Origin of the sequence: Faecalibacterium sp. An77, from assembly GCF_002161315.1 — a bacterium.
Classification (GTDB): domain Bacteria; phylum Bacillota; class Clostridia; order Oscillospirales; family Ruminococcaceae; genus Faecalibacterium.
On record NZ_NFHK01000011.1, the window covers coordinates 14247 to 37361 of the forward strand.

The following is a 23115-nucleotide window of genomic DNA, read 5'->3' on the forward strand; positions in this document are numbered from 1 at the left end:
GATACGATGCAAACTCCAATATAACCCTGGAGTTCTCTTTTTGAGAAATCTGTGTGAAGATTTGGACGACTGTCTCAAACAATAAAAAGCTCCTCCGCCGACAGGATGAAGGCGGGGGAGCTTTTTGCAGGGGCAGAAAGGAGAGAAAACCGTGGGACGTCCCGGGCTGTCCTTCGGACACCCCGAACTGTTTTTCCTATCACCGCCCGAATCAACCTCGCATCGTACCGGGCCGCAGGCCCAAACGCCGGGAGCGAGCCGGAACGTAAAGGCCCCGCGGAATCTTCGGAGACCCGGAAACTTGATGGTACCCAGTAAAAAGTCTTTTGCCTACTTTTCTTCCAGAAAAGTAGGTATTACGAGGGGCGGAAAAATGTGCTATAATATCCAACTGGTGCATATGGTGACGATTGGCAACGCACATTCCCTGGAATGATAACGAACAACACAGTGCACGCCCCCGAAAGGGGAATCATTCCAGGAGGATTTTTTACTATGCCCAAAACCAAACTGCAAAACGTCGTCTTTACCGCCATCATGGCCATCTTTATGGTCTATGGCATGATCGTCTACAATGTGGCCCTGAACACCGGCGGCGTCCACGCCGAAACCTTCGCACTGGCTCTCCATGAACTGTACATCATGGCCCCCATCGCCTTTGTTCTGGAATTCTTCGTGGTGGACAACCTGGCCCACTGGCTGGCTTTCACCTTCATGAAACCGGACGACCGCCCCCAGTTCATCTCCTACGCCATCTCCTGGTGCATCTGCTGCGCGATGTGCCCCATCATGAGCCTGATCGCCACCATCCTGTTTAAGGAAGAACACACCTTCGCGGTGTGGGTCCAGACCTGGGGCATGAACCTGCCCTGCGCCCTGCTGTGGCAGCTGTGCTACTGCGGCCCTCTGGTCCGGCTGATTTTCCGGACCCTGTTCCGCGAAAAACAGGACTCCCCCGCCTCCCGCTAATCCAAACGCCCCCGCCCCGGCTGACGCCGGAACGGGGGCGCTTTTTGTATCGTATGCAGATAGGGCTTACATCTTCTGGATGACTTCGCCCAGCCAGCGGCACATCCGTTCGCCGGCGGCGTTGGCAATCTCCAGCACCCGCTGATGGCTGTGCTTGACGGTCTGGATGCCGGTGGCCATGTTGGTGATGCAGCTGACCGCCAGCACCTTGATGCCCAGATAGTTGCAGACCATGGCCTCGGGCACGGTGCTCATGCCCACGGCATCGGCGCCCATGCCGGCAAAGGCCCGGATCTCGGCGGCCGTCTCATAGCAGGGACCCATGAAGCCCAGATAGACGCCCTCTTTGTACTCGATGCCCTGGGCGTCCGCCACGCTCTTGGCCAGGTCCAGAAGCTGGTGGTTGAACATCTCGGTCATGTCCGGGAAACGGGGGCCAAACCGCTCGTCGTTGGGTCCGATGAGGGGGTTGGTGCCCATCATGTTGATGGTGTCGGTAATAAGCATGAGGGTGCCGGGCTCAAAGGTGCGGTTGACGCCGCCGGCGGCATTGGTCAGGACCACCTTTTCGATGCCCAGCAGCTTGAACACATAGAAGGGATAGCAGACCTCCTTCATGGTGTAGCCCTCATAGAAATGGAACCGGCCCTCCATGGCCAGCACCGGGGTGTCCCCCAGCTTGCCCTCCAGCAGGGCGCCCTTGTGGCCCGCCACCGTGGACTGGGGGAAGCCCGGAATATCCCCATAGGGGATCTCCCGGGTATCGGTGAAATCGGCGGTCAGGTCTCCCAGGCCGGAGCCCAGAACCACCGCAATCTTGGGATCAAAGCGCAGCTTCTCCTTCAGGTAAGCCGCGCTGGCAGAGGCTTTTTCATACAGTTGTTCCATGGTATGACTCTCCTTTGCTTTTTTCTTTTATTATACGGTTCGGCCCCCGGCTTTGCAAGATACAGTCCCCCTTTAACAAACCTTATCTTATGTACAAAAAAATTCACAGGTTGTTCATTCCCTTTCTCTGGCAAAACTCTTATAATAAAGGGCAGAATGTTCCGGCGCAGACTCTGCCCCGGGAACACGTTTTAGAAAGGAACCGCTTCATGAAAGGAACAGGCTTTTTTGCCGCCGTTGTCCGGCGCCGCAAACAGGTGCTGGCCGGCTATGCCATCGCATCGGTCCTGTGCGCCGTGCTGTGGATGCTGGTGTCGGTCAACTACGATATCAACGATTACCTTCCCCCCACGTCCCCTTCCACCACCGCCATTGAGGTGATGGAGGACGCCTTTGCGGGAGGCATCCCCAACGTGCGGGCCATGGTGCAGGACGTCACCATCCCGGAGGCCCTGGCCTACAAACAGCAGATTTCCCAGCTGGAGGGCGTCACCGCCGTCACCTGGCTGGACGACGTGGTGGACGTCACCGTCCCCCTGGAAATGCAGGACCAAAAGACGGTGGAGGCCTACTACAAGGACGGCGCCGCCCTCTTTACCATCACGGTCCTGGACAGTGAGCGGACCGAGGCGGTGGACGCCATCAGCCAGCTGCTGGGCGACCAGGGCGCCCTGACCGGCTCGGCAGTCTCCACCGCCGCGGCCACCAATTCCACCGTGGTGGAGGTGGCCAAGATCGCCGCCATTGCAGTGGTGTACGTCTTCTTCATTCTGGGCCTCACCACCAACAGCTGGGCCGAACCCCTGCTGATTATGATCGGCATGGGTGTGGCCATCCTGCTGAACAACGGCACCAACCTGATGTTCGGGGAGATCTCCTTTGTCACCAGCGCAGCCGGCAGTATTTTGCAGCTGGCGGTGTCGCTGGACTATTCGGTCTTCCTGATTCACCGGTTTGAGGAAGTGCGGGCCGCCCGGCCCGGCGCAGACCCCGGGGACTGCATGGTGGAAGCCCTGTCCAAGTCGGCCTCCTCCATCCTGTCCAGCGGCCTCACCACCGTCATCGGCTTTGTGGCCCTGATCCTGATGCAGTTCCAGATCGGCCCCGACCTGGGCCGCGCTCTGGCCAAGGGCGTCGCCCTGAGTCTGGTGACCGTCTTTACCTTTGTGCCGGCCCTGGTGGTCACCGCCCTGCCCTGGATGGACCGCACCCGTCACAAGCCCCTGCTGCCCAGCTTCCATGGTTTCGGCCGGTTTGTCAGCCGGATCATGCTGCCCATGGTGGCGGTGCTGGTCATTGTGATGGTCCCCTCCTATCTGGCCTCCAACGCCAACACCTACTACTACGGCGCCGGCCATATGTTCGGCACCGACACCAAGGTGGGCCGGGACACCCAGGCCATCGACGACACCTTCGGCCAGAGCGACACCTATGTCCTGCTGGTCCCCGCCGGGGACACCGCCACCCAGAGCGAGCTGTCCGACGCCCTCCACGGCCTGCCCGAGGTCACCAGCATCATCTCCTATGTGGACAACGCCGGGCCCGAAATTCCCCCCGAATATCTGGACGACGCCACCCTGTCCCAGCTGGTTTCGGATGGCTACACCCGGATGGTGATTTCGGTGGCCGCCGACTTTGAGGGAGACGCCGCCTTTGCCCTGGTGGAGAACGTCCGGTCCATCGCCCAGGAATACTACCCCGACAGCTGGTATCTGGCCGGCCAGGGGGTCAGCACCTACGACCTGATGGACACCATCACCGGCGACATGACCAAGGTGAATCTGGTGGCCATTGCGGCGGTGTTCCTGATCCTGCTGGCCATGGAACACAGTCTGGTGCTGCCCATTGTGCTGGTGCTGAGCATCGAGACCGCCATCTGGTTCAATCTGGCCCTGCCCTACTTCACCGGAACCACCGTCTTTTACATCGCCTACCTGATCATCAGCTCGGTGCAGCTGGGCGCCACGGTGGACTACGCCATCCTGTTCTCCGACCGCTACCGGGAATACCGGGAGACCATGGACAAAAAGCCGGCCATCGCCTCCACCGTGGCCACCGTCACCACTTCGGTGCTGACCACCGGCAGCGGCCTGGCGGTGGTGGGCTTCCTGATGGGAGCCATCTCCACCAACCAGCTGCTGAGCCAGCTGGGCACTTTCCTGGGTGTGGGCAGCATCGCTTCCCTGACCATCGTGCTGCTGGCCCTGCCCGGCATCCTCTATCTCATTGACCCGCTCATCACCCGCAAAAAGCCCGGGGCTTCCGCCCCTGTGCCCAAGGAGGGCTGAACCCCATGAAACTTGCATCCCTTTCCCGCCGCGCCGCCGCGGCACTGCTGGCGGCTGCGGTGCTGTGCACCACAGCCCTGCCGGTCTTTGGAGCCGACGAGGCTCCCGCCGTCAACGACCTGCCCAAAGAGGAGGTCATCTACGGCAAGCTGGCCGCCGATGGCAGCGTCCAGAGCATCTATGCCGTCAACCACTTTGAGGCCTCTGCCGGCGACACCATCACCGACTACGGCAATTACACCGCCGTCCGCAACATGACCACCACCGATCCCCTGACCCAGGGGGACAACACGGTATCGGTGACCCCCGCCGGCGACGGACCGGTGTATTACGAGGGCACCATGGACCCCTCCACCCCGCTGCCCTGGCTGATTGAGGTCCATTACATTCTGGACGGCGTCGAGAAAACCGCCGGGGAACTGGCGGGACAGAGCGGCGCGCTGATCATCCGCATCAACGTCATCCCCAACCCCGACTGTCCGGGGGACTGGTTTGACCAGTACGCCCTCCAGACCACCGTCACCCTGGACACCGCCAACGCCTCCAACATCCGTGCCGACGGCGCCACCATCGCCAGCGTGGGCAGCCAGCGGCAGATTGTCTTTACCCTGCTGCCCGGCCAGACCAGCGAGGTGGAAGTGGCCGCCGACGTGACCAACTTCACCATGCCGGCCATCACCCTCAACGGCGTATTGCTCCAGCTCAAGCTGGACATCGACGGGGTGTCCCTGACCAACCGGATCAACCAGCTCACCACCGGCACCGGCCAGCTGGACGAAGGCACCGCCGCCCTCAGCGAGGGCATCGCGGCCCTGGAGGAAGGCCTGGCCATGCTGAACGAACAGTCCGGCCTGCTGACCAGCGGTTCCTCCGCCATCCACAGCGCTCTGCTCCAGCTGCAGAGCGCCGTGTCGGGGATTTCCGCCTCCAACGACCAGCTGAATGCCCTGCTGACTGCTTCCAGCCAGATCGGGAACGGTCTGGCCCAGCTGGACGACGGCGTGGCCCAGCTGGACAGCCAGGTGAACTACGACGCCTTCAAAGCCATTCTGGCCCAGAACGGCCTGGATCTGGACACCCTGGCCGCCGGCAACGCCCAGGCCATCGCCATGCTGCAAAATCTGACCGGCCTGCCCTTCGGCATCGGCGACCAGATCAGCCAGATTGTCCTGCTGCTCCAGGGCAACGCCGCCCTGGCCGGAGCGGTCCAGGTCTATCTGGACACCGTCAGCGAGGGCATCGGCACCCTGCGCCAGGGCACTTCCGCAGTGCGGGAGGGATACGCCGCCTTTGACAGCGGCATCCAGGCCATGGCCTCCATCCTCACCGGGATGCTCCAGAATCTGGCCCTGCTGTCCGACGCCGTCACCACCCTGGCCACCCAGTACGGCACCTTCGACACCGGCGTCAACGCCTACACCGCCGGCGTGGAACAGATTCTGGCCGGCGCGCAGCAGCTGAACGCCGCCTCGGCCCTGCTGGTGGCGGGCGCGCACCAGCTCTACACTGAAACCAGCAGCCTCCATCTGGATGAGGAACTGAGCAGCCTGCTGGACGCCCTGTCGGGCGGCCAGGCACCCGCCTCCTTCACTTCCAGCCAGAACACCAACGTCACCGCCCTGCAGTTTGCCCTCCAGACCCAGCCCATCGCCCTGGACGAAAGTGCATCCGCCCAGGAAGAGCCGGCCAGGGAATTGACCTTCTGGGAAAAGCTGCTGGACCTCTTCGGCCTTTACAAAGAGGACTAAAACAAAAGAATATTCCGGAAAAGTTTCACTTTTGTGCGTTTTGTGAAAAGTGAAACTTTTTCTTTTGGTGGAAATTGCACTCCCCACTTGCGGCGTTTTGTGCTACAATAGTACCGCTGTACATACTGGCCGGCTCTGCGCCGCCGGATGTAGCTTTTTGTTTCTGGCCATGAAAGAGGAATCCGTATGACCCTGTTTTTGACAAGCAGCCCCACCGGCTGCCCCTTCGAACCCGGCCCTCAGCCCGCTGCTCTGGACCCCAAAAACCAATTTGTTGACAAGCTGCGCGCTGTCTGGCCCGAGGAGCCCCCCGAAGGGCTGTATCTGGCGGCCGACCCCGAAGCCCATGCCGCCAACGACGAGGCCTGCGCCTTTTTCGCCGGCTGCTTTGCCCGGGCAGGGCTGCGTCTGGACGGTCTGACTCCCTGCGACAGCCGCAATAAAGACGAGATCGGCGAACTGCTGACCCGGTGCAATTTCCTGATTCTGGGCGGCGGCCACGTTCCCACCCAAAACCGCTTTTTCTCTGAGATCGGCCTGCCTGCCCTGATCCAGAGCTACGAAGGCATTGCGGTGGGCATCAGCGCCGGCTCCATGAACGCCGCCCGCATCGTCTACGCCCAGCCCGAGGAGGCCGGCGAAGCCACCGATCCCCTCTACAGCCGCTGGATGTCGGGCCTGGGCCTGAGCTATGTGAGCATCTGGCCCCACTATCAGTACTCCAAAGACCTGTCGGTGGACGGTCAGTCCCTGATGGACATTGCCCTGGCCGACAGCAAGCGCCGTCCCTTCATGGGCCTGCCCGACGGGTCCTATATTCTCTGCGCGGACGGCCACGAGACCCTCTACGGCGAAGGCTGGTATTTCAGCAACGGCCGCGTCTCGCTGGTCAACGAGGAGGGCGAGGAGCTGCCCCTCTGGTAACCCGCCGCAAGATCATTCTGCAACAAAAAATCCGCACGTTTCCGGCTGGAAACATGCGGATTTTTCTTTTTGTCACAGGTAATAGTAGTGCCAGCCGTTTTCGGCCTGAATCCGGCCGATCCGGACCCCGAAGGCCTCTTCCAGCGCCCCTGACTGCCAGACTTCCTCGGGGGTGCCCAGAGCCATCAGCCGGCCGCCGGCCAGCAGGGCCACCCGGTGGGCGGTCCGCAGGGCCAGACTCAGTTCATGGGACACCAGGCCCACGGCCCGGCCCTCGGCGGCCAGATCCCGGGCGGTGGCCATCACTTCCAGCTGGTGTTTGGGGTCCAGCCAGGTGGTGGGCTCGTCCATCAGGATGGTGGGGGCCTGCTGAGCCAGCGCCATGGCCAGATAGACCTTCTGGCGCTGGCCGCCCGAGAGGGTATCCATCATCCGGCCCGCCAGGTCGGCGGCGCCGGCAGCCTTCAGAGCCGCATCGGCGGCGGCATAATCCGCGGCCCGGTACTGCCGCGGGAAAGACAGGTACGGGAACCGCCCGTGAAGCACCATCCGCCGGACGTCAATCCGGGGCGCGGGGCGGTTCTGGGGCATATAGGCGGCCTTGCGGGCGGCCTCGGTGGGGGTCATAGCGGCCAGGTCGGTCCCATCGTAGAGGACCTGTCCCGCCACCGGGTCCAGCAGACCCAGGGCGGTTTTCAGGAGGGTGGTTTTGCCGCAGCCGTTGGGCCCCAGCAGCACCGTCACTTCCCCCGGCCGAAAGGACAAGCTCACGTCCTCTACCACCGGGCGGCCGTCGTAGCCTGCGCTCAGGTGAGAACATTCGATCAACGCCGCCGTCCCCCTTTCTGCCGCAGCAAAAGCCAGATGAAGAAGGGCCCGCCGCCCAGGCTCAGCACCACGCCCACCGGGATTTCATAGGGGGCAAAGAGGGTGCGGGCGGCGGTGTCGCAGACGGTCAGCAGGGCCGCGCCTCCAAAGGCGCAGCCGATCACCAGCGGGCGGCTCTCCTCCCCCAGAAACCGGCGGATGAGGTGGGGCACAATCAGTCCCACAAAGCCGATGAGGCCCGACACGCTGACGGCGGCTCCCGCCAGACCGGCGGCCAGAGCCAGCAGAATCACCCGCATCTTCCCCACCCGCAGACCCAGGCTGCGGGCGGTCTCGCTGCCCAGAGCCAGCACGTCCAGCTCATTGGTCAGCAGCAGGACGCCCGCCAGGCAGATTAGCCCCACCGCGGCGGCGGGGCCCACCCGGGCCATGGTGACGCTGCCCAGGCCGCCCACCCGGAAATCCGAATACCCGTTCAGGGCGTCGGGGGCCAGGGTCACCACCAGGTCCACCAGGGCGGAAAAGATGCTGGACAGAGCCACGCCGGTGAGAATCAGGGTCATCCGGGAGGAACCCGCCCGCTGGGAAATGGCCAGCACCAGCATGGCGCTGCCAAAGGCTCCCAGAAAGGCGGCCACCGGGGTAATGCCCACTACGGTGGGGGCCACCGCACAGCAGAGGGCCACCGCCGCGCCGGCGCCGGCGTTGATGCCGATGACGTTGGGAGAAGCCAGCGGGTTGGCCAGCACGGTCTGAATCACCACGCCCGCCACCGCCAGCGCCGCCCCCGACACCAGGCATCCCACCGTCCGGGGAAGGCGGACATACAGCACAATGGCGGTGCCGGTGCCGGTACTCTTTCCGGTCAGGGCGGCCAGAAGGTCCCCGGGCGGCACCGTCACAGCGCCCACGCAGATGCTGAGCACCGCTGCCAGCACCGCCAGCAGAACGGTGACCCCCAGCACCGTCTTTTTATGCGCCATAGAGGATGTCCACCAACTGCTCATAGGCCTCGCCCCAGCGGGCGTTGGGCTTGAGGTGATAGAGGTCCTTGTCCATGTAGTAGTAGTTCTCCTCCTGCACGGCGGTCAGCTGCTGCCAGGCGGGATTGGACAGGACGGCCCCCTCCAGCTGGACCCGGGCCGGCTCAGGGTCGGCGCCCTGCAGGACAAAGAAAATCTTGTCCGGGTCGGCGGCCAGAATGGCCTCCATGCTCAGATCCTCCAGCAGGGTCTCATCCTGATCCGCAATGTTGATGCAGCCCAGGTCCTTCAGCATGGCGCCCAGCACGTTGCCCTTGGAGCTCTTGGCCTTGACCAGAGAGGCCGCGGCGCGGATGTAGAGGACGGTGGGCGGGTCCTGGGTTTCCAGGGCTGCGGCAGCCTTGGCCCGGGCGTCTTCCACCTGCTGGGCCACCTGGGTGCCGTAGGTCTCATAGTTTTCGGGGCAGCCGGTGAGGTCGGTGCAGACCTTCAGCACCCGCAGATAATCCTCAAAGGTATCCACCCCAAAGTAGGCCACCGGAATGCCGGCAGACTCCAGAATGGACTGCATTTCCAGGTTGGAGGAGGTGTTAGTGCTGGCCAGAACCAGGTCCGGCTCGCTGGCCAGCAGGTCCTCCACGCTGGTGGACATGGCGCCGCCCAGGTTCACCACATCCTCCGACAGGCCCAGATCAAAGTCGGTCCAGGCATCCGAGGCGGTGGCGCACAGGGTATCCTTGCCGCCGGCGGTGCACCAGATATCGGCGTAGCTGCCGATGGTGGCAGCCACCCGCCGGGGGGCGGCGTCCAGGGTGATTTCCCGGCCCAGGTCATCGGTGAAGGTATAGCTGTAGGCTGCATTTTCCTCCGGGGAAGCCGCGGAAGAAGAGGCGGCCGGCGCCGCCTCCGAAGAAGCCGCGGATGAAGCCTGGCCGCAGCCGGCAAACAGCAGGCCGCAGGCCAGCAGGAGCGCCGTGGCGGCGCAGAGGGTCTTGTGTTTGTTCATGGGAAATATTCCTTTCAAAGTGATGGGGCCTGCCGAGGCAGGCCGGACGCAGCGGGCCTTTTAAAAGGGCCGCCAGCCAGTGCAGTAGCGCGCATAGTCCCGGTCTGCATTTTTGACGTAAAGGACGTACTCCTCCTGGCCCTGTTTGTTCCGGCGGGTGCGGACTTTATAGGGCAGGCCCGCCCGGGAGAGGGTTTCCAGGATGTCGTCGATGGTCTCTTTTTCCTCGCTGGTGTCAAACTCCACCCAGTGGCACAGAAACAGCCAGAACTTGATGAGCGGTTCCATAACAGCTTCTCCTTTCACGACGTGATTTTGCTGGAACAGGTTTCATTATAACACAGCCGCGCTGGTTTGTCATCGCCGGGCGGCGGCGGCAATTGTGAATCTTTACCAAAAAACCGGGCGCAATTTTTCCGCCCGATCCGCCGGGGCTCTCACATTTTCACCATTTTTTCATAGTATACTTCTTTCTGGCAGTCGGCTCTTGCCGAACTGTGAACATCAAACCAGAAAGAAGGCTTTCCCCATGCACTCAGCCGCCCCGGTCCGCCGCAGTCTGGCAGCGCTTTTCCTTGTTTTGTCGCTGTGTTTGACTTGTCTGCCCCGCGCCTTCGGCGCCAGCCTCGAAAATTGGTACGGCATCCAGGTCTTGTCCTTTGACACCTCCCAGATCCTCTCCATCGGCAACCAGGCCCCCGGCCAGTGCAGCCTCTACGCTCTGCGGTACGCCCGCACCATTCTGGACGGCGCTACCAATTCCGGCGCCGGCATGTGGTCCAATGGCGCGGTCTGGTCGGCGGGCGGCTATACCGGTTTTTCCGGCGACCTGTCCGCCTGTCTCACCAAAATCTACACCGAGCTGGCCGCCGGCCATCCGGTGATTGTACATCTGCAGAATACCACCGTCAGCGGCGTCTCCAAGCACACCAACCGCACCTCCACCAAGGAATACCATCTGACCGGCAGCGGCTGGGATGTGGTGAACTATCCCCACATCTCCACCAGTTCCACCTATGGTCACTGGGTCTGTGTGGTGGGTTTTGACACGGCCGCTGACCCCAACAACCTCCAGGAAAGCGACTTCTTCGCCCTGGACCCCGCCCGGGTGTCCGCCAACGGCACCCTGGCCTTGACCCGCCTGCTGAACGGCACCATCTGGACCGAAAACAGCCCCCTGAAAATCCTGGCCTGAATCTGACTGCCGCAAATATTCGATTTGCGGCAGTTTTTCTTGCCCAAACGCTCAAAAAGTGGTATGATTGCATTGGTCGCGAAAAAAACATTTTCTTTCAGGGGATCATCCCCGTCCAGATACTATTTTCATTAACATATGGAGGATTCTATGAGCACCAAAGCTGCTGCCCTGACCCCAGATCAAATCATGCAGATGCTTGGCAAACTTTATGACAGTTCGATCCACGGCATTGACAAAATCAGCCCACCTATTAATAAAATGGCAGACGATTATCTGCAAAAGTATTCCAGTGTCGAAGAATCTGCTGAAGCTTTCATCAAATATCAAATTGCCAAATGCACCACTTCCGGATTTCTTGCAGGATTGGGTGGTTTAATCACCCTCCCCGTCGCAATCCCTGCCAACGTCAGCAGCGTTCTTTATGTACAAATGCGAATGATTTCATGTCTTGCTTATATGGGAGGATACGATATCAACAGCGATCAGGTACAAACTCTGGTTTATGCCTGTCTTGCAGGCATTTCTATTGACCAAGTACTTAAACAGGTTGGCATTCAAATTGGCAATAAGGTTGCTATAAATATGGTTAAAAAAATTCCAGGCGAAGTCCTGATTAAAATCAACCAGCGCGTTGGTTTTCGTCTGTTTACCAAGTTTGGGACAAAAGGCTTGATCAATATAGGTAAAGCTGTCCCGGTTATTGGCGGAGTAATAGGCGGTGGCTTTGATTTTGTAGAAACAAAAGCCATTGCCCATAGAGCCTATAAAATGTTCATTCTCCAAGATTTTGAGTCTGACAACGCAGACATTACCTGAATAAAAGCTCCCCCATCCGACTTTGCGGCCGGATAAGGGAGCTTTTTCTTTGCGGTTATGATTGCCCTTGAGAAAAAGGGCAATCTTTATGTCTTGAGCCCCTACGGGGCAACGGCGGCGACTGCGTCCTGCGGACGAAACAAGGAGCTGCCGTTGGCGCAGCGGTCTAAAGATTCAAGCATCCATTCCGATGCGCCGAATCTTTAGGGAACCGCAAGAGGACAGACCGCAGGTCGGGGGGGAAACGCCCCCCGCCTCAGGCGGGCGGCCCTCTTGCGCTTAGCCAATTTTCCCTGCGGCCATAAATGTCCTTGTGAAAATTGGAGCGCTGCGCCTACTTCGCCTCGCTGTTTCGTCCACTGGACGCGCTCGGCTCAGTAGCCTCTGACCGAAAAGCCCCGGGACCAGGGGTCGGGTGGGAGTTCCTCCGACCGGATGCCGGTGATCTCAATATATCCGCCGGCGGCGATCATATCAAACATCCGGTCAAACAGCTGCGGATCGCCCTGGACCTCCAGGGTGACGGTGCCGTCGTCCTCGTTTTCCACCCAGCCGGTCAGGCCCAGCTGGCCGGCGGCGTACCGCGCCCGGTACCGGAACCCGACCCCCTGCACCCGGCCCGACACCCGGTAGCGGCGGCGCACCGTCCCTTCCGGCAGAGTGGGCGGGGTGCGGTCTTTTTGTTTCAGAAAGTCAAACACGGTTCCTGTTCACCTGGCCTTTCCCGGTGTCTCTCTTACAGTTCCTGATAGGCGTCCATCATGGCGGGGATGAACTGCTTTTTGCGGCTGACCACACCCGGCAGAACCCAGCTGCCATCCTCCTGGGGCTCGCTGTCAAAGGCAGCCCGCAGCATCTCGGGGGCGTGACGGCCGGTGCAGATGACCACGCTCTCCTTCCGGGGCACTTCGGTCAGCATCATATACAGGTCCTCCACGTTCTGCTTGCGGCGGGCCTCCTCCAGATAGGGCATCAGCAGGGACTGGGCCGCCTGCAGGTTGGAGTGGGTCATGTAGCTGCCCTGGGCCACGCCGAACCGCAGGTCGCCGCACATAAAGACCTTGAAGTCCTGCAAAAAGACTTCCTCGGGGGTCTTGCCGTCCAGCCGCTCGCCGGCCTCGAACATTTCGGCGGCGAAGTCCTCCAGGTTAACCCCGGCAATGGTGGCCAGCCGCCGGGCGGTGGCCTCATCCAGCGGGGTGCAGGTAGGGCTGCGGAACATCAGGGTATCGGACAGGATGGCGGCCATCATCAGGCCCGCCATCTGGGGCGGAATCTCCACCCCCTGCTCGTCGTACATCTGGGTCACGATGGTGCAGGTGCAGCCCACCGGCTGGTTGCGGAAATACACCGGGCCGCTGGTCTCCAGGCTGCCGATCCGGTGATGGTCGATGATCTCCAGGATCTCGGCCTGGTCAAAACCTTCCACCGCCTGGGTGGCCTCGTTGTGGTCCACCAGAATCATCCGGCGCTTGCGCAGGTTGATGATGTTCCGGCGGCTGACCATGCCGCAGTATTTGCCGTTCTCGTCCAGAATCGGGAAATAACGATGGCGGTATTTGGCCATCACGCGGGTCACATCCGCCACCGGGGTCACCCGGGTGAACTTGAGGATATTCTCGCTGGTCATATAGTACGAAATAGGGGCGCACTGGCTGATGAGCTTGCCCGCCGCATAGGTGTCAAAGGGGGCGGTCATGATGTTGACGCCGGTCTCCTCGGCAATGCGGCTGATGGTCTTGCCCACCTTGGAGTCGTTGCAGATGATCAGGAGGGAGGCCTCCTGCTCGATGGCGCACAGCTGGCTCTCATAGCGGTTGGTGAGGATGACAATATCCCCCTTCTCCACCACGTTTTCCAGCATTTCGGGGGTGGCGGTACCGATATGGACGTTGCCTGCGGTGCAGACCCCGTCCTCACTGCCCACCACCATCTCGCCGCCCAGGGTCTCCAGAATGTTCCGGTAGGTGGTGTGGGTCTTGGCCAGCACCGCCGTGTCGAACACGTCCATGTTGGCGGTGGCGATATCCTTCACTGTGATGACGCCCAGCAATTCATTGTCGGCGTTCACCACCGGCAGGGTGTCGATATCCCGGTCCCGCATGATCTGCCAGGCCCGGCGCAGGCTGGTGGAACCGTCGATGCCCTCCATCTCGCGGTAATCCACATCCCGGATTTTGGGGTTGACGTCGGTGCACATCCGGGGCGGCTCCACCCCGAAGCGCTTGAGGACAAACTCGGTCTCCTGGTTCATCTTGCCGGCGCGGCGGGGCTCACAGACCAGGTCGCTGGTGCGGTTCTTGAGGGCCGCATAGGCAATGGCCGAACAAATCGAATCGGTGTCGGGGTTGCGGTGGCCGATGACCACCACTTTATGTGCTTCTTTGGGCATGTTTTCATTTACCTCCATCCATTGGATTCAATGCCTCTCCCGGCCTCCTGCACGGGCCGCGGAGGGCTGGCTTTCCCTTCTCATTCCTGTTTTTATTGTAGCATATCCGCCCGCGGGGGTAAATAGCTCCCCTGCGAAAATCCTGCACAGAGGACCGGGGCGAAATTTGGTTTTCCCACCGCTTGCATCGGCTATTGCTTTGTGCTATAGTATCCAAAGTAGTATACAACATATCGTCCCCTTTTTTGGGGCGCTGCGCGCAGGGAGGAATCGAAATTCACATGACAGAATCCGTCTCATCCAAGCCGGTCTTTACCCGGCAGCAGCTGATTGCCCTGCTCCTGCCCCTGGTGGCGGAACAGGCCCTCAGCGTCACCATCGGTCTGGCCGACACCCTGATGGTTTCCTCGGTGGGCGAAGCCGCCGTGTCGGGCGTCAGTCTGGTGGACACCTTCAACACCCTGATGATCCAGATCATGACCGCTCTGGCCACCGGCGGCGCGGTGGTCACCAGCCAGTACATCGGCCACCGGGAACCCAAAAACGCCAAGAACACCGCCGGCCAGATCATGCTGGTGATGGTGGCCTTCAGCTGTGCGGTGGCCCTGGTGGTGGTGTTTGGCCGCCACATGATTCTGCGGGGCATCTTCGGCGCCATCGACGACGACGTCATGGCCTTCGCCGAAACCTATTTCCTGCTGTCGGCGCTGAGCTATCCCTTCATTGGCCTGTACAACGCCGGAGCGGCGCTGTTCCGGGCTCAGGGCAACAGCAAAATCAGCATGCTGTCCAGCCTGGTGATGAACGTGCTGAACATCGGCGGCAACGCCCTGTTTATCTTCGGGTTCAAGTGGGCGGTGTTCGGCGCGGCCCTGGCCTCCCTGCTGTCCCGCATCATCGCCTGTACGGCGGTGATCTTCCTGCTGCAGCGGCCCACCAGCATGCTGCGGGTGGACAGCATCCAGAACCTGCGCCCCGAACGCAAGCTGATCCGCCGGATTCTGGTCATCGGCATCCCCAACGCCATCGAAAACGGCATGTTTCAGGTGGGCAAGCTGGCGGTGTCCAGCCTGACCAGTACCCTGGGCACGGCGGCCATCGCCGCCAACGCCGTGGCCAACAATACCACCACCCTGCTGAACATCCCCGCCAACGCGGTGGGCATGGGCGCCCTGACGGTGCTGGGCCAGTGCCTGGGCGCCGGCGAAAAGAAGCAGGCCAAGCGGTACGGCGGCCTGATGATGGGTCTGGCCTATGCAGGCGCCTGGATCATGAACCTGACCGCCTTCTTCTTCGGCAACCGGTTTATGCTCCAGTTCTTCAACCTCTCCCCCGAGGCCAGCGCCATCGCCCTGGAAGTCATGATGTGGTTCAACATCATCTCCCTGTTCATCTGGCCCTCCAGCTTCACCCTGCCCAACATCCTCCGTGCTGCCGGCGACGCCCGCTACACCATGGTGGTGAGCATCGCCTCCATGTGGCTGTTCCGGGTGGGCCTGTGCTACCTGCTGGTGGGACATTTCGGCGGCGGGCTGCTGGCCATCTGGACCGGTATGTTTGTGGACTGGGGCTGCCGCTCTTTGTTCTTTGTCATCCGCTTTATCAGCGGCAAATGGATGGAAAACTCGGTTATCTGATTGCACCTATATTTCAAGGCCGCTGCGGGCTTCCGCGGCGGCCTTTTTCATTGACAAAGGGCCGGGCCATCTCCTACAATAGAGAAAAGCGTTCTCACCCCGAAAGGAGGCCCCGCCATGCAAAAACCATCCGCTCCTTCTCCACGCCTGCGCCGGACCCTCTGGGCCGGCCTGCTGGTCCTTGTGCTGGGGCTGGCCCTGTTCTGGTGGCTTCGGGTGGACCTGCGGACTTCCCTGGCCCGGTCGGACGGGGCATGGGTCCGCACCGAGACCTACAGCAGCATCCGGGAGCCTGAAATCACCACCGCCGAGCTGGTTTTGGAGGACCCCGCCTACCGGGCCCTGGTGGATCTCTTTGCGGCCCAGAGTTACCGAAAAGTTCTCCTCCCGCAGAACCCCTCCCACGACCTGACCGGCGGGGCCAATGTCACCTTTCTCACCCTCGACTTCACCGCCGGCGGCGTCCGGACCTTCAGTCTCACCCTGACCTCCGACGGCACCCTGCAGGCCGACGGGCAGGCTCTCTTTGAACAGGCCATGGCCATCCTGCAATCCTGAACCCAACCAAAAAGCCGCCGCGGACTTCCGCGGCGGCTTTTTCCATCATTGTTCCACGTGGAACAAAACATCACAGAACAAATGCAAAAATCAGAACAGGCCCGGCTCGAGGCAGACGTCCTGTTTGGGCACTTTGGCCCAGTCAAAACCGTCCAGCAGACTCTCGGGGGTGCGGGGGGCCGGCTCGGGCTGCAGGCCGTAGAGGTAGGCCAGCTTGCCGATGATTTCGGGGGCGGTGTAGCGGCTGCGGAGGTTTTCCAGGCTCTGGTCCCCGTCCCGCTTGGAGAGGCGGCGGCCGTCCACGTCCAGCAGCAGCGGACAATGGGCAAAGGCCGGAGGCGTCAGCCCCAGCAGCCGGTAGAGGTAAATCTGGCGGGCGGTGGAGGACAGCAGATCCGCTCCCCGGACCACCTGGGTGACCCCCATCCGGGCGTCATCCACCACCACCGCCAGCTGATAGGCAAAGACGCCGTCGGCCCGCCGGAGATAAAAGTCCCCGCAGCCGGTGAGCAGGTTTTCCCGGTGCTCCCCCATGCACAGGTCGGTGAAGGTCACTTCCTCATCGGGAACCTTCACCCGCCAGGCGGGGGCCTTGGTGCGGCTCTTTTCGGCAATCTGGGCGGGGGTCAAATTCCGGCAGGTGCCGGGGTACACCACGTTCCCGTCCGAGGTGTGGGGCGCACTGGCGGCGTGGAGCTGGGCCCGGGAGCAAAAGCAGGGATACACCAGCCCCATCTCCTCCAGCTTGTGATAGCTTTCCAGATAGATGGGAGCGCATTCGCTCTGATAATAGGGGCCGTTGGGGCCACCGTCCGAGCCGCCCTCATCCCACACCAGGCCCAGCCACCGGAGATCCTCCTCCAGCTGGTCGGCATAGACCCGGGGGCAGCGGGCCGCGTCCAGATCCTCAATCCGCAGGACAACCCGCCCGCCCTGGCTCTTGGCGGACAGCCAGGCCAGCAGGCTGCAGGCCAGATTTCCCAGATGCAGCCGCCCGCTGGGGCTGGGGGCAAACCGCCCGACCGGGCCGCTCACAGGCCCAGCTTCCAAACCCCGTCGGCGGGCTGGAAGATCGGGGTATTATAAAAGACGGTGCAGGCCTTGACCATGGCGGTCACGTCGTCGCAGCTGGCGGTTTCCACGGCCGAGTGCATGGCCAGCTGGGCCAGGCCGATGTCCACCATGGGAATGGCAATCTGATGGCCCAGCAGGTTGCCCAGGGTGGAGCCGCCCCGGACGTCTGCCCGGTTGGCGAAGATCTGAACCGCCGCGCCGGCCTTTTCACAGATCCGCTGGAAGGCGGCAGCGGTCAGGCCGCTGGTGGTGTAGGTCTGGCTGGCGTTGTACTTGAGGAGGATGCCGCCGCCCAGACGGACCGGGTTGCGGGGATCGCTCTTTTCGGGGTGGTTGGGATGGGTGGCGTGGCCGTTGTCGGCGCTCAGCAGCAGGCTGTTGGTCCGGGCCCGGACGCTCTCCTCCCGGGTAACCCCCATGGCCTCCTCGATGCGGGCCATGGTGTCGGCCATCAGGGTGCCCTGGGCGCCCTGACGGGAAGACGAGCCCACTTCCTCGTTGTCGAACATGCACCAGATGTCGGCCCGGCCTTCCTCGCGGCCCTCGCCGGCCAGGAAGCCGCAGAGGGTGGTGTAGGCGCACTCCAGGTCGTCGATGCGGCCGGACATGAACAGCTCATTGTCCACGCCCACCCGCTCGGCCTTCTGGCGGATGCAGAGCACCAGATCGTGGGCCAGGATATCCTCTGCGCTGACCCCAGCCTCGGCGGCCAGAATCTCCATCAGGGAACGGCCGTTTTCCAGGCCGCAGATAGGCTGCAGGTCCACCTGGTAGTTCCAGTTTTTGCCGGTGTTGGCCTCCCGGTCAAAGTGGATGCAGAGATTGGGAATGCACAGCAGCGCCCGGTCGGGAGCCACCAGGCGGGTTTCCACGCCATCGGCGGTCTTGACCAGCAGGCGGCCCGCCACGCTCAGGGGCCGGTCCAGCCAGGTGGAGGCGATCATCCCGCCGTAGCCCTCGGTCTCGGCCTTCAGATAGCCGCCCTCCTTGATGTCGGGCACCTTGATCCGCCAGGTGGGCGAATCGCTGTGGCTGGCGGTGGCGTGCCAGCCGGTCAGCTTGCCCTGCGGCATGCGCCAGGCCAGCACGGCGGTGCCGTTGCGGGTGGTGTAGTAGCGGCCGCCCTCGTTCAGCTGCCATGCCTGGCCCTCGGGGCAGAGGGTGTAGCCCTCCTTCTCCAGAATTTCACAGGCCGCGGCAGCCGAGTGGAAGGGGCTGACGCTCTTGTCCAGAAACGCAAACAGCCCATCCAGCAGGGACTGCTGGTCCCGGTAGAGTTCCTTGTTTTCCATGTTGGTTCCTCCAAAAGGGAGAGGCCGGGGAATTCCTTCCTCTCCGGTATGTTATCTAAGGTATTCCGATTATAGCGCGTTTGGCATCACCGGTCAACCGTCACCCCCTTCCCCCATTCAAAAGGCCGCAGAACGCAGCCCCCACGGGGCGCATCCTGCGGCCAAAAGAAATCCTTGTTTTTCAGGGTGAAAGGGCGCTCACGCCCAGCAGCTCCTCCAGCTGCCGGCGGGCCTGCACGGCATCGAAGCCGAACACAATCTGTACTTCCTTGCTCTGGAAGGTCAGGCCCTCGGGGGCCAGGGCCCGCAGCTGGTCCTCGTCCAGCAGGCTGGTGTCTTTCACCCAGACCCGCAGACGGGTGATGCAGTTGTCCACCCGAGCAATGTTGTCCCGGCCGCCCAGGGCGGCCAGCAGTTTCTTATACGGGAACCGGCCTTTTTCCTCTTTCGGCGCGGCGGGGACTTGTTCTTCCCGGCCGGGGGTGCGGATATCGAACCGGCGGATCAGGAAGGTAAACACCCCGAAGTACACCAGAATTTCCGCCGCCGCCAGCAGGTACAGGACCGGGTAATGGGTCCGTTCCACGCCGGCAGACAGGTTCATGGCCAGCGAGGAAAACAGGCCGCTGGTAAAGCCGGTGACGCCGCAGACGTCCAGCAATACCATAAAGACGCCGGCAATGACGCCATGGGCCAGCCAGAGGACCGGCGACAAAAAGCAGAACAGAAAATCAATGGGTTCAGTGACCGAGGCCAGCGAAGCCGTCAGGAGCAGCGGCGCCAGCACCGCGGCGGTGCGGCGGCGGTTTTCGGGGCGGGCGCAGAAGATAAAGGCGCCCACAATCCCGAAATATCCAAAGGTCTTGGTGAAGCCCACATACATCCAGCGGATGCCGTCCGAGAAGGGCATCCCCATGGCGTATTCCGCCATCAGGACGGGGTACGCGCCGGCATAGACCCGTTCCCCCACCGTCAGCGTGCCGCCCAGAGAGCTGAACTGAAAGGGCATATACACCAGATGATGGAGGCCGGTGGGAATCAGAATCCGTTCCAGAAAGCCATACAGAAACAGGCCGGTATCCCCTGCCGCCGCAATCCAGCCGGTGAGGCCGTCCACGGCGTTTTGGATCGGGGGCCAGACAAAGCAGGACGCCAGGCCCAGCGCCGCCGCGGCGCCGCCGATGCACAGGAACGACCACCGTACCCCTCCATAGATGCGCAGCGGCGTGGGGCGGAAGGTCTTGCCGCAGGTGCGGTTATAGATCCAGCCGGTCAGGAAGCCCAGCAGAATCCCGCCGGTGACCCCCATATCCACCGTCTGGATGCCCAGTACCACGGCTTGTCCGGTGCCGTACAGGCCCAGGTTGGGGTCTGCGGCGGCCAGCTGGCCCAGCTGGTCCAGGGTGGTATGACCTGCGGTCAGGAAGATCAAATACGAAAGCAGGGCGATCATGGCGGCCTGCTGTTTATCCTTCCGGGCCAGGAAGGAAGCAATCCCAACGCAGAACACCACGCTGAGATTCTGCACAATCACCATCATGGCATCGTAGGCCAGATTGCCCACGAAGGCCAAAGGTTCCCATTTCAAGATGGGGATAAAGGTTCCCAGTCCGGCCGAGGCCAGCAAGGCGCCCACGGCCAGAACCACGCCCGCCACCGGCAGGTAACCCAGAGCCGACAGCATCGCCGTTGAGAATTCCTCCAGCGTGCACAGCATCCGCTCTTTTGGCTTCATCCCTGCATCGCTCCTTTTCTCACAGTTTCCCGCGGGCGCCGGGCCCGGATTCTGCCTTGCAGAGCCCTGCTTTTTGCAGGCCGGGACAGCGTTTTCCCCCGCTATGAGCTCATTATACAAACCCCTCCAACCCTTGTCAATCGCCAACAAGTTGCATAAAGTGCAATATATTTGCACTTTATGCTCCTCCCGCTTTCCGCTTTTTCGAGAAAAAGCTTTACTGGGTACCATCAAGTTGCCGGGTCTCCCAAAGTTCCGCGGGGCCTTTACGCTTAGGCTCGTTCCCGGCGTTTGTGCCTGCGGCACGGTACGATGCAAACCACCTCATAGCCTGATTTTCTGAACCGCAGAAAAGCTCCATCTTGCGGTGCCCTGAATTTTCTGCGCATCAAGCATGATGCTTGAAAATTCAGACCGCGGCCCCTGCTCCCTGTTTCATCCACCGGGTGTGGTCGCTGCCGTTGCCTGCGGCCCGGTACGATACAAACTTTTCCAGACTTAATTCGTGATCCACAGAAAAGCCCGTAAAGTACAAATCCCCGCCCCAAACGGAGCGAGGATTTTGTCTTTGATCAATTTTGGGGGCATACGGTACAGAACGCCGCTGAAACTTGGGATAAACAGGCCATGTCGGGGTTTGCATCGTACCGGGGCACAGCCCCAAACGCCGGGAACGAGCCTAAGCGTAAAGGCCCCGCGGAACTGCCGGAGACCCGGAAACTTGATGGTACACAGTAAAAGTCTTTTGCCTACTTTTCTTCCAGAAAAGTAGGGCAGAAAAGTAGGGCCGTTGACAAGGAGAAGCAGGGACAGTATACTGATAATAGAATCCGAGTGATGATAAAAGGACTGCCGCCTCAGGGCGCAAAAAGGAGGTCTTTTTGATATGAAACACAGTCATTTGTTCCGCACCTGCGCTGCAGGATGCTGCGGAATTTTCCTTCTCTCGCTGGTACTGGCAGGCTGTACCCCGTCTGCCAGCAGCAGCTCGTCCTCTTCTTCCTCCCAGGCTCTGAGCGAGGCTCCCACCTCCCAGGCAGTGCCTTCCGGCGAGGATGACACGGCCCCCGCGCCCGTGGTGGACGGCAGCGAAAACGGCTTCAACGGCATCAGCGATCCCGCCGACGCCTTCGCCGGCAGCCTGGGCTGGGGCCCCGGCACCGCAGGCACCTCTCTGAAATCGGTGGCCGCCGCCGCATCCATGATGGAATGGGCCGACGCCAACGCCGCCGCCAACCGCAGCAGCGATGCGCTGAACGACAGCCTGTCCCAGTGGTTCAATTCGCTGGAACAGGTGGACCAGGAGAACTTCGCCGAGGCCTGGCCCCTGATTGAGGAATCCGCCCAGCGGATTCTGGACGACCCCAAGGCCGTTCAGGGTGAACTGTCCGACGCCGGCGTCCAGGAGACGCCCTCCTGCTCCGAGGAAGACTGGTCCGCAGTGGCGGGCGTTCTCAACGCCATCGTCCCCGCACCCCAGCAGTAAAACCGGAAATTAAAAGGCCGCAGCCTTCCACAGGCTGCGGCCTTTGTTGTTGAAAAGTCAGGTGCGCGGGATCAGATTTTCTTCAGGACGTAAGCCCGCTGGCCCAGACCGATCTTTTCGGCCTGCTCCAGGGTTGCCTTCCATTCGATGTTGGGGTTGGAATCCTTGAAGTTGTCGTGGTAGCAGTTCCAGCCGGGACGGGCCAGGTTCTGGCCCAGCTGGCTGTTGGCAATGGGAGTCGCTGCCAGGCAGGCGTCGGCGCAGGCCTGATCCAGAGCCACCGGGTCAAAGGATGCGAACATGCCGATATCCGGCAGGATGGGTGCGTCGTTCTCGCCGTGGCAGTCGCAGTTGGGGCTGATGTCCTGCACCAGGCTGATGTGGAAGCAGGGACGGCCGGCGCAGACGGCGGCGGCGTATTCGGCCATCTTGCGGTCCAGATCCTCGTTGGCGCTGCTGTCCTTGGAATAGACGGCGTCAAAGCTGCATGCGCCGATGCAGCGGCCGCAGCCCTTGCACAGATCGTAGTCGATGACGGCCTTGTTCTCTGCATCGTAGTGGATGGCGTCCGAGCCGCACTCCTTGGCGCAGCGGTGGCAGCCGCGGCACAGTTCCCGCTGAACCGCCGGAGCGCCCGAAGAATGCTGTTCCATCTTGCCGGCGCGGCTGCCGCAGCCCATGCCGATGTTCTTGATGGCGCCGCCGAAGCCGGTGGACTCATGGCCCTTGAAGTGGGTCAGGCTGATGAAGATGTCGGCGTCCATGATGGCACGGCCGATCTTGGCGGTCTTGCAGAACTCGCCGTTGGGCACCGGGACTTCCACCTCATCGGTGCCCCGCAGGCCGTCGCCGATCAGCACCTGGCAGCCGGTGGTCATGGGCCAGAAGCCATTCATCTGGGCGCAGGTCAGGTGCTCCAGGGCGTTCTTGCGGCTGCCCGGATACAGGGTGTTGCAGTCGGTCAGGAAGGGCATGCCGCCCTGTTCCTTGCACAGGTCGGCCACCACCTTGGCGTAATTGGGCCGCAGAAAAGCCAGGTTGCCCAGCTCGCCAAAGTGCATCTTGATGGCCACAAAGCGGCCGTCCATCTCAATGTTGCGGATGCCCGCCGCCAGGCACAGGCGGCGGAGTTTCTCGGTCAGGCTGGTGCCCACCGGGCACCGGAAATCGGTATAGTATACAGCAGAACCTTCCATGTTGTTTGTCCTCCTTTGGGGCCGGGCGGGCAGCCCGCCCAAGATTCTCTCTTATGGGAAAGTATACCACAAACCCGCAGGTCAGGAAAGACAAACC

At 61.8% G+C, this 23115-nt stretch carries 20 protein-coding genes; 9 read left to right on the top strand and 11 right to left on the bottom strand.

The genetic code is table 11. From position 1 onward, the window contains the following. The first annotated feature begins 495 nt into the window (after positions 1-495). Positions 496-969, top strand: a complete 474-nt coding sequence (locus tag B5G28_RS05655; RefSeq protein WP_087246752.1) for a DUF2798 domain-containing protein — start codon at positions 496-498, stop codon at positions 967-969. Between the two features lie 66 nt (positions 970-1035). Here B5G28_RS05655 and B5G28_RS05660 read toward each other — a convergent pair whose 3' ends face one another. Then, positions 1036-1857 carry a purine-nucleoside phosphorylase gene (locus B5G28_RS05660; RefSeq protein ID WP_087246753.1) on the bottom strand — a complete coding sequence of 274 codons (822 nt, stop codon included), beginning with the start codon at positions 1855-1857 and terminating at the stop codon, positions 1036-1038. 209 nt (positions 1858-2066) lie between these two features. On the opposite strand from B5G28_RS05660, the gene B5G28_RS05665 reads away from it, so the two are divergent. The 3 genes from B5G28_RS05665 (at position 2067) to B5G28_RS05675 (ending at position 6817) form a co-directional block, all read left to right on the top strand. Then, positions 2067-4145, top strand: a complete 2079-nt coding sequence (locus B5G28_RS05665) for an MMPL family transporter (RefSeq protein WP_087246754.1) — start codon at positions 2067-2069, stop codon at positions 4143-4145. A gap of 5 nt (positions 4146-4150) precedes the next feature. Next, positions 4151-5893 carry a hypothetical protein gene (locus B5G28_RS05670; protein WP_087246755.1) on the top strand — a complete coding sequence of 581 codons (1743 nt, stop codon included), beginning with the start codon at positions 4151-4153 and terminating at the stop codon, positions 5891-5893. 186 nt (positions 5894-6079) lie between these two features. Beyond that, on the top strand, positions 6080-6817 hold the full coding sequence (locus B5G28_RS05675; RefSeq protein ID WP_087246756.1) for a Type 1 glutamine amidotransferase-like domain-containing protein: 738 nt from the start codon (positions 6080-6082) through the stop codon (positions 6815-6817). Between the two features lie 72 nt (positions 6818-6889). On the opposite strand, the gene B5G28_RS05680 is transcribed toward B5G28_RS05675, so the two are convergent. From B5G28_RS05680 to B5G28_RS05695, 4 genes are read right to left on the bottom strand one after another with little or no spacing between them, the layout of a single operon-like run. Then, positions 6890-7645, bottom strand: coding sequence for an ABC transporter ATP-binding protein (locus tag B5G28_RS05680; RefSeq protein ID WP_087246757.1), 756 nt, complete (start codon positions 7643-7645; stop codon positions 6890-6892). Then, entirely contained in the window at positions 7642-8628 is a 987-nt protein-coding gene (locus B5G28_RS05685; RefSeq protein ID WP_242956841.1) for an iron ABC transporter permease, read from the bottom strand. Before B5G28_RS05685 ends, B5G28_RS05680 begins: the two co-directional genes overlap by 4 nt. Beyond that, positions 8618-9634 (bottom strand): ABC transporter substrate-binding protein, encoded by a 1017-nt coding sequence (locus B5G28_RS05690; protein ID WP_087246759.1) that lies wholly within the window; start codon positions 9632-9634, stop codon positions 8618-8620. The genes B5G28_RS05685 and B5G28_RS05690 overlap by 11 nt, the downstream gene beginning before the upstream one ends. A gap of 60 nt (positions 9635-9694) precedes the next feature. Further along, positions 9695-9922 (bottom strand): hypothetical protein, encoded by a 228-nt coding sequence (locus tag B5G28_RS05695; RefSeq protein WP_087246760.1) that lies wholly within the window; start codon positions 9920-9922, stop codon positions 9695-9697. A gap of 241 nt (positions 9923-10163) precedes the next feature. Between B5G28_RS05695 and B5G28_RS05700 the strand changes: the two genes are divergently transcribed. Then, positions 10164-10829, top strand: coding sequence for a hypothetical protein (locus B5G28_RS05700; RefSeq protein ID WP_087246761.1), 666 nt, complete (start codon positions 10164-10166; stop codon positions 10827-10829). Positions 10830-10979: 150 nt separating this feature from the next. Beyond that, positions 10980-11648 carry an EcsC family protein gene (locus B5G28_RS05705; RefSeq protein WP_087246762.1) on the top strand — a complete coding sequence of 223 codons (669 nt, stop codon included), beginning with the start codon at positions 10980-10982 and terminating at the stop codon, positions 11646-11648. 374 nt (positions 11649-12022) lie between these two features. Here B5G28_RS05705 and B5G28_RS05710 read toward each other — a convergent pair whose 3' ends face one another. Next, a complete protein-coding gene (locus B5G28_RS05710; RefSeq protein WP_242956838.1) occupies positions 12023-12349 on the bottom strand; it encodes an acylphosphatase in 327 nt (108 codons plus the stop codon). Positions 12350-12384: 35 nt separating this feature from the next. Further along, entirely contained in the window at positions 12385-14040 is a 1656-nt protein-coding gene (locus B5G28_RS05715) for a putative manganese-dependent inorganic diphosphatase (RefSeq protein WP_087246830.1), read from the bottom strand. Positions 14041-14321: 281 nt separating this feature from the next. Here B5G28_RS05715 and B5G28_RS05720 point away from each other — a divergent pair, with 281 nt between their 5' ends. Together B5G28_RS05720 and B5G28_RS05725 are read left to right on the top strand one after the other, a co-directional pair. Next, complete coding sequence (locus B5G28_RS05720; protein ID WP_087246763.1) at positions 14322-15677, top strand: MATE family efflux transporter; 1356 nt, start codon at positions 14322-14324, stop codon at positions 15675-15677. A gap of 117 nt (positions 15678-15794) precedes the next feature. Beyond that, positions 15795-16235, top strand: coding sequence for a hypothetical protein (locus B5G28_RS05725; RefSeq protein ID WP_087246764.1), 441 nt, complete (start codon positions 15795-15797; stop codon positions 16233-16235). Between the two features lie 90 nt (positions 16236-16325). Here B5G28_RS05725 and gluQRS read toward each other — a convergent pair whose 3' ends face one another. From gluQRS to B5G28_RS05740, 3 genes are all read right to left on the bottom strand, one after another. Continuing rightward, the gene (gluQRS, locus tag B5G28_RS05730) at positions 16326-17270 is read right to left on the bottom strand and encodes a tRNA glutamyl-Q(34) synthetase GluQRS (RefSeq protein ID WP_087246765.1); all 945 of its coding nucleotides are present in this window, start codon (positions 17268-17270) and stop codon (positions 16326-16328) included. Beyond that, complete coding sequence (locus B5G28_RS05735) at positions 17267-18601, bottom strand: M18 family aminopeptidase (protein ID WP_087246766.1); 1335 nt, start codon at positions 18599-18601, stop codon at positions 17267-17269. The genes gluQRS and B5G28_RS05735 overlap by 4 nt, the downstream gene beginning before the upstream one ends. Positions 18602-18782: 181 nt before the next feature. Further along, positions 18783-20336, bottom strand: coding sequence for a PTS transporter subunit EIIC (locus B5G28_RS05740; protein ID WP_087246767.1), 1554 nt, complete (start codon positions 20334-20336; stop codon positions 18783-18785). Positions 20337-21222: 886 nt separating this feature from the next. Between B5G28_RS05740 and B5G28_RS05745 the strand changes: the two genes are divergently transcribed. Continuing rightward, entirely contained in the window at positions 21223-21822 is a 600-nt protein-coding gene (locus tag B5G28_RS05745; protein WP_087246768.1) for a hypothetical protein, read from the top strand. A gap of 71 nt (positions 21823-21893) precedes the next feature. Here B5G28_RS05745 and B5G28_RS05750 read toward each other — a convergent pair whose 3' ends face one another. Beyond that, complete coding sequence (locus tag B5G28_RS05750) at positions 21894-23018, bottom strand: DUF362 domain-containing protein (RefSeq protein ID WP_087246769.1); 1125 nt, start codon at positions 23016-23018, stop codon at positions 21894-21896. Between the last annotated feature and the right edge of the window lie 97 nt (positions 23019-23115).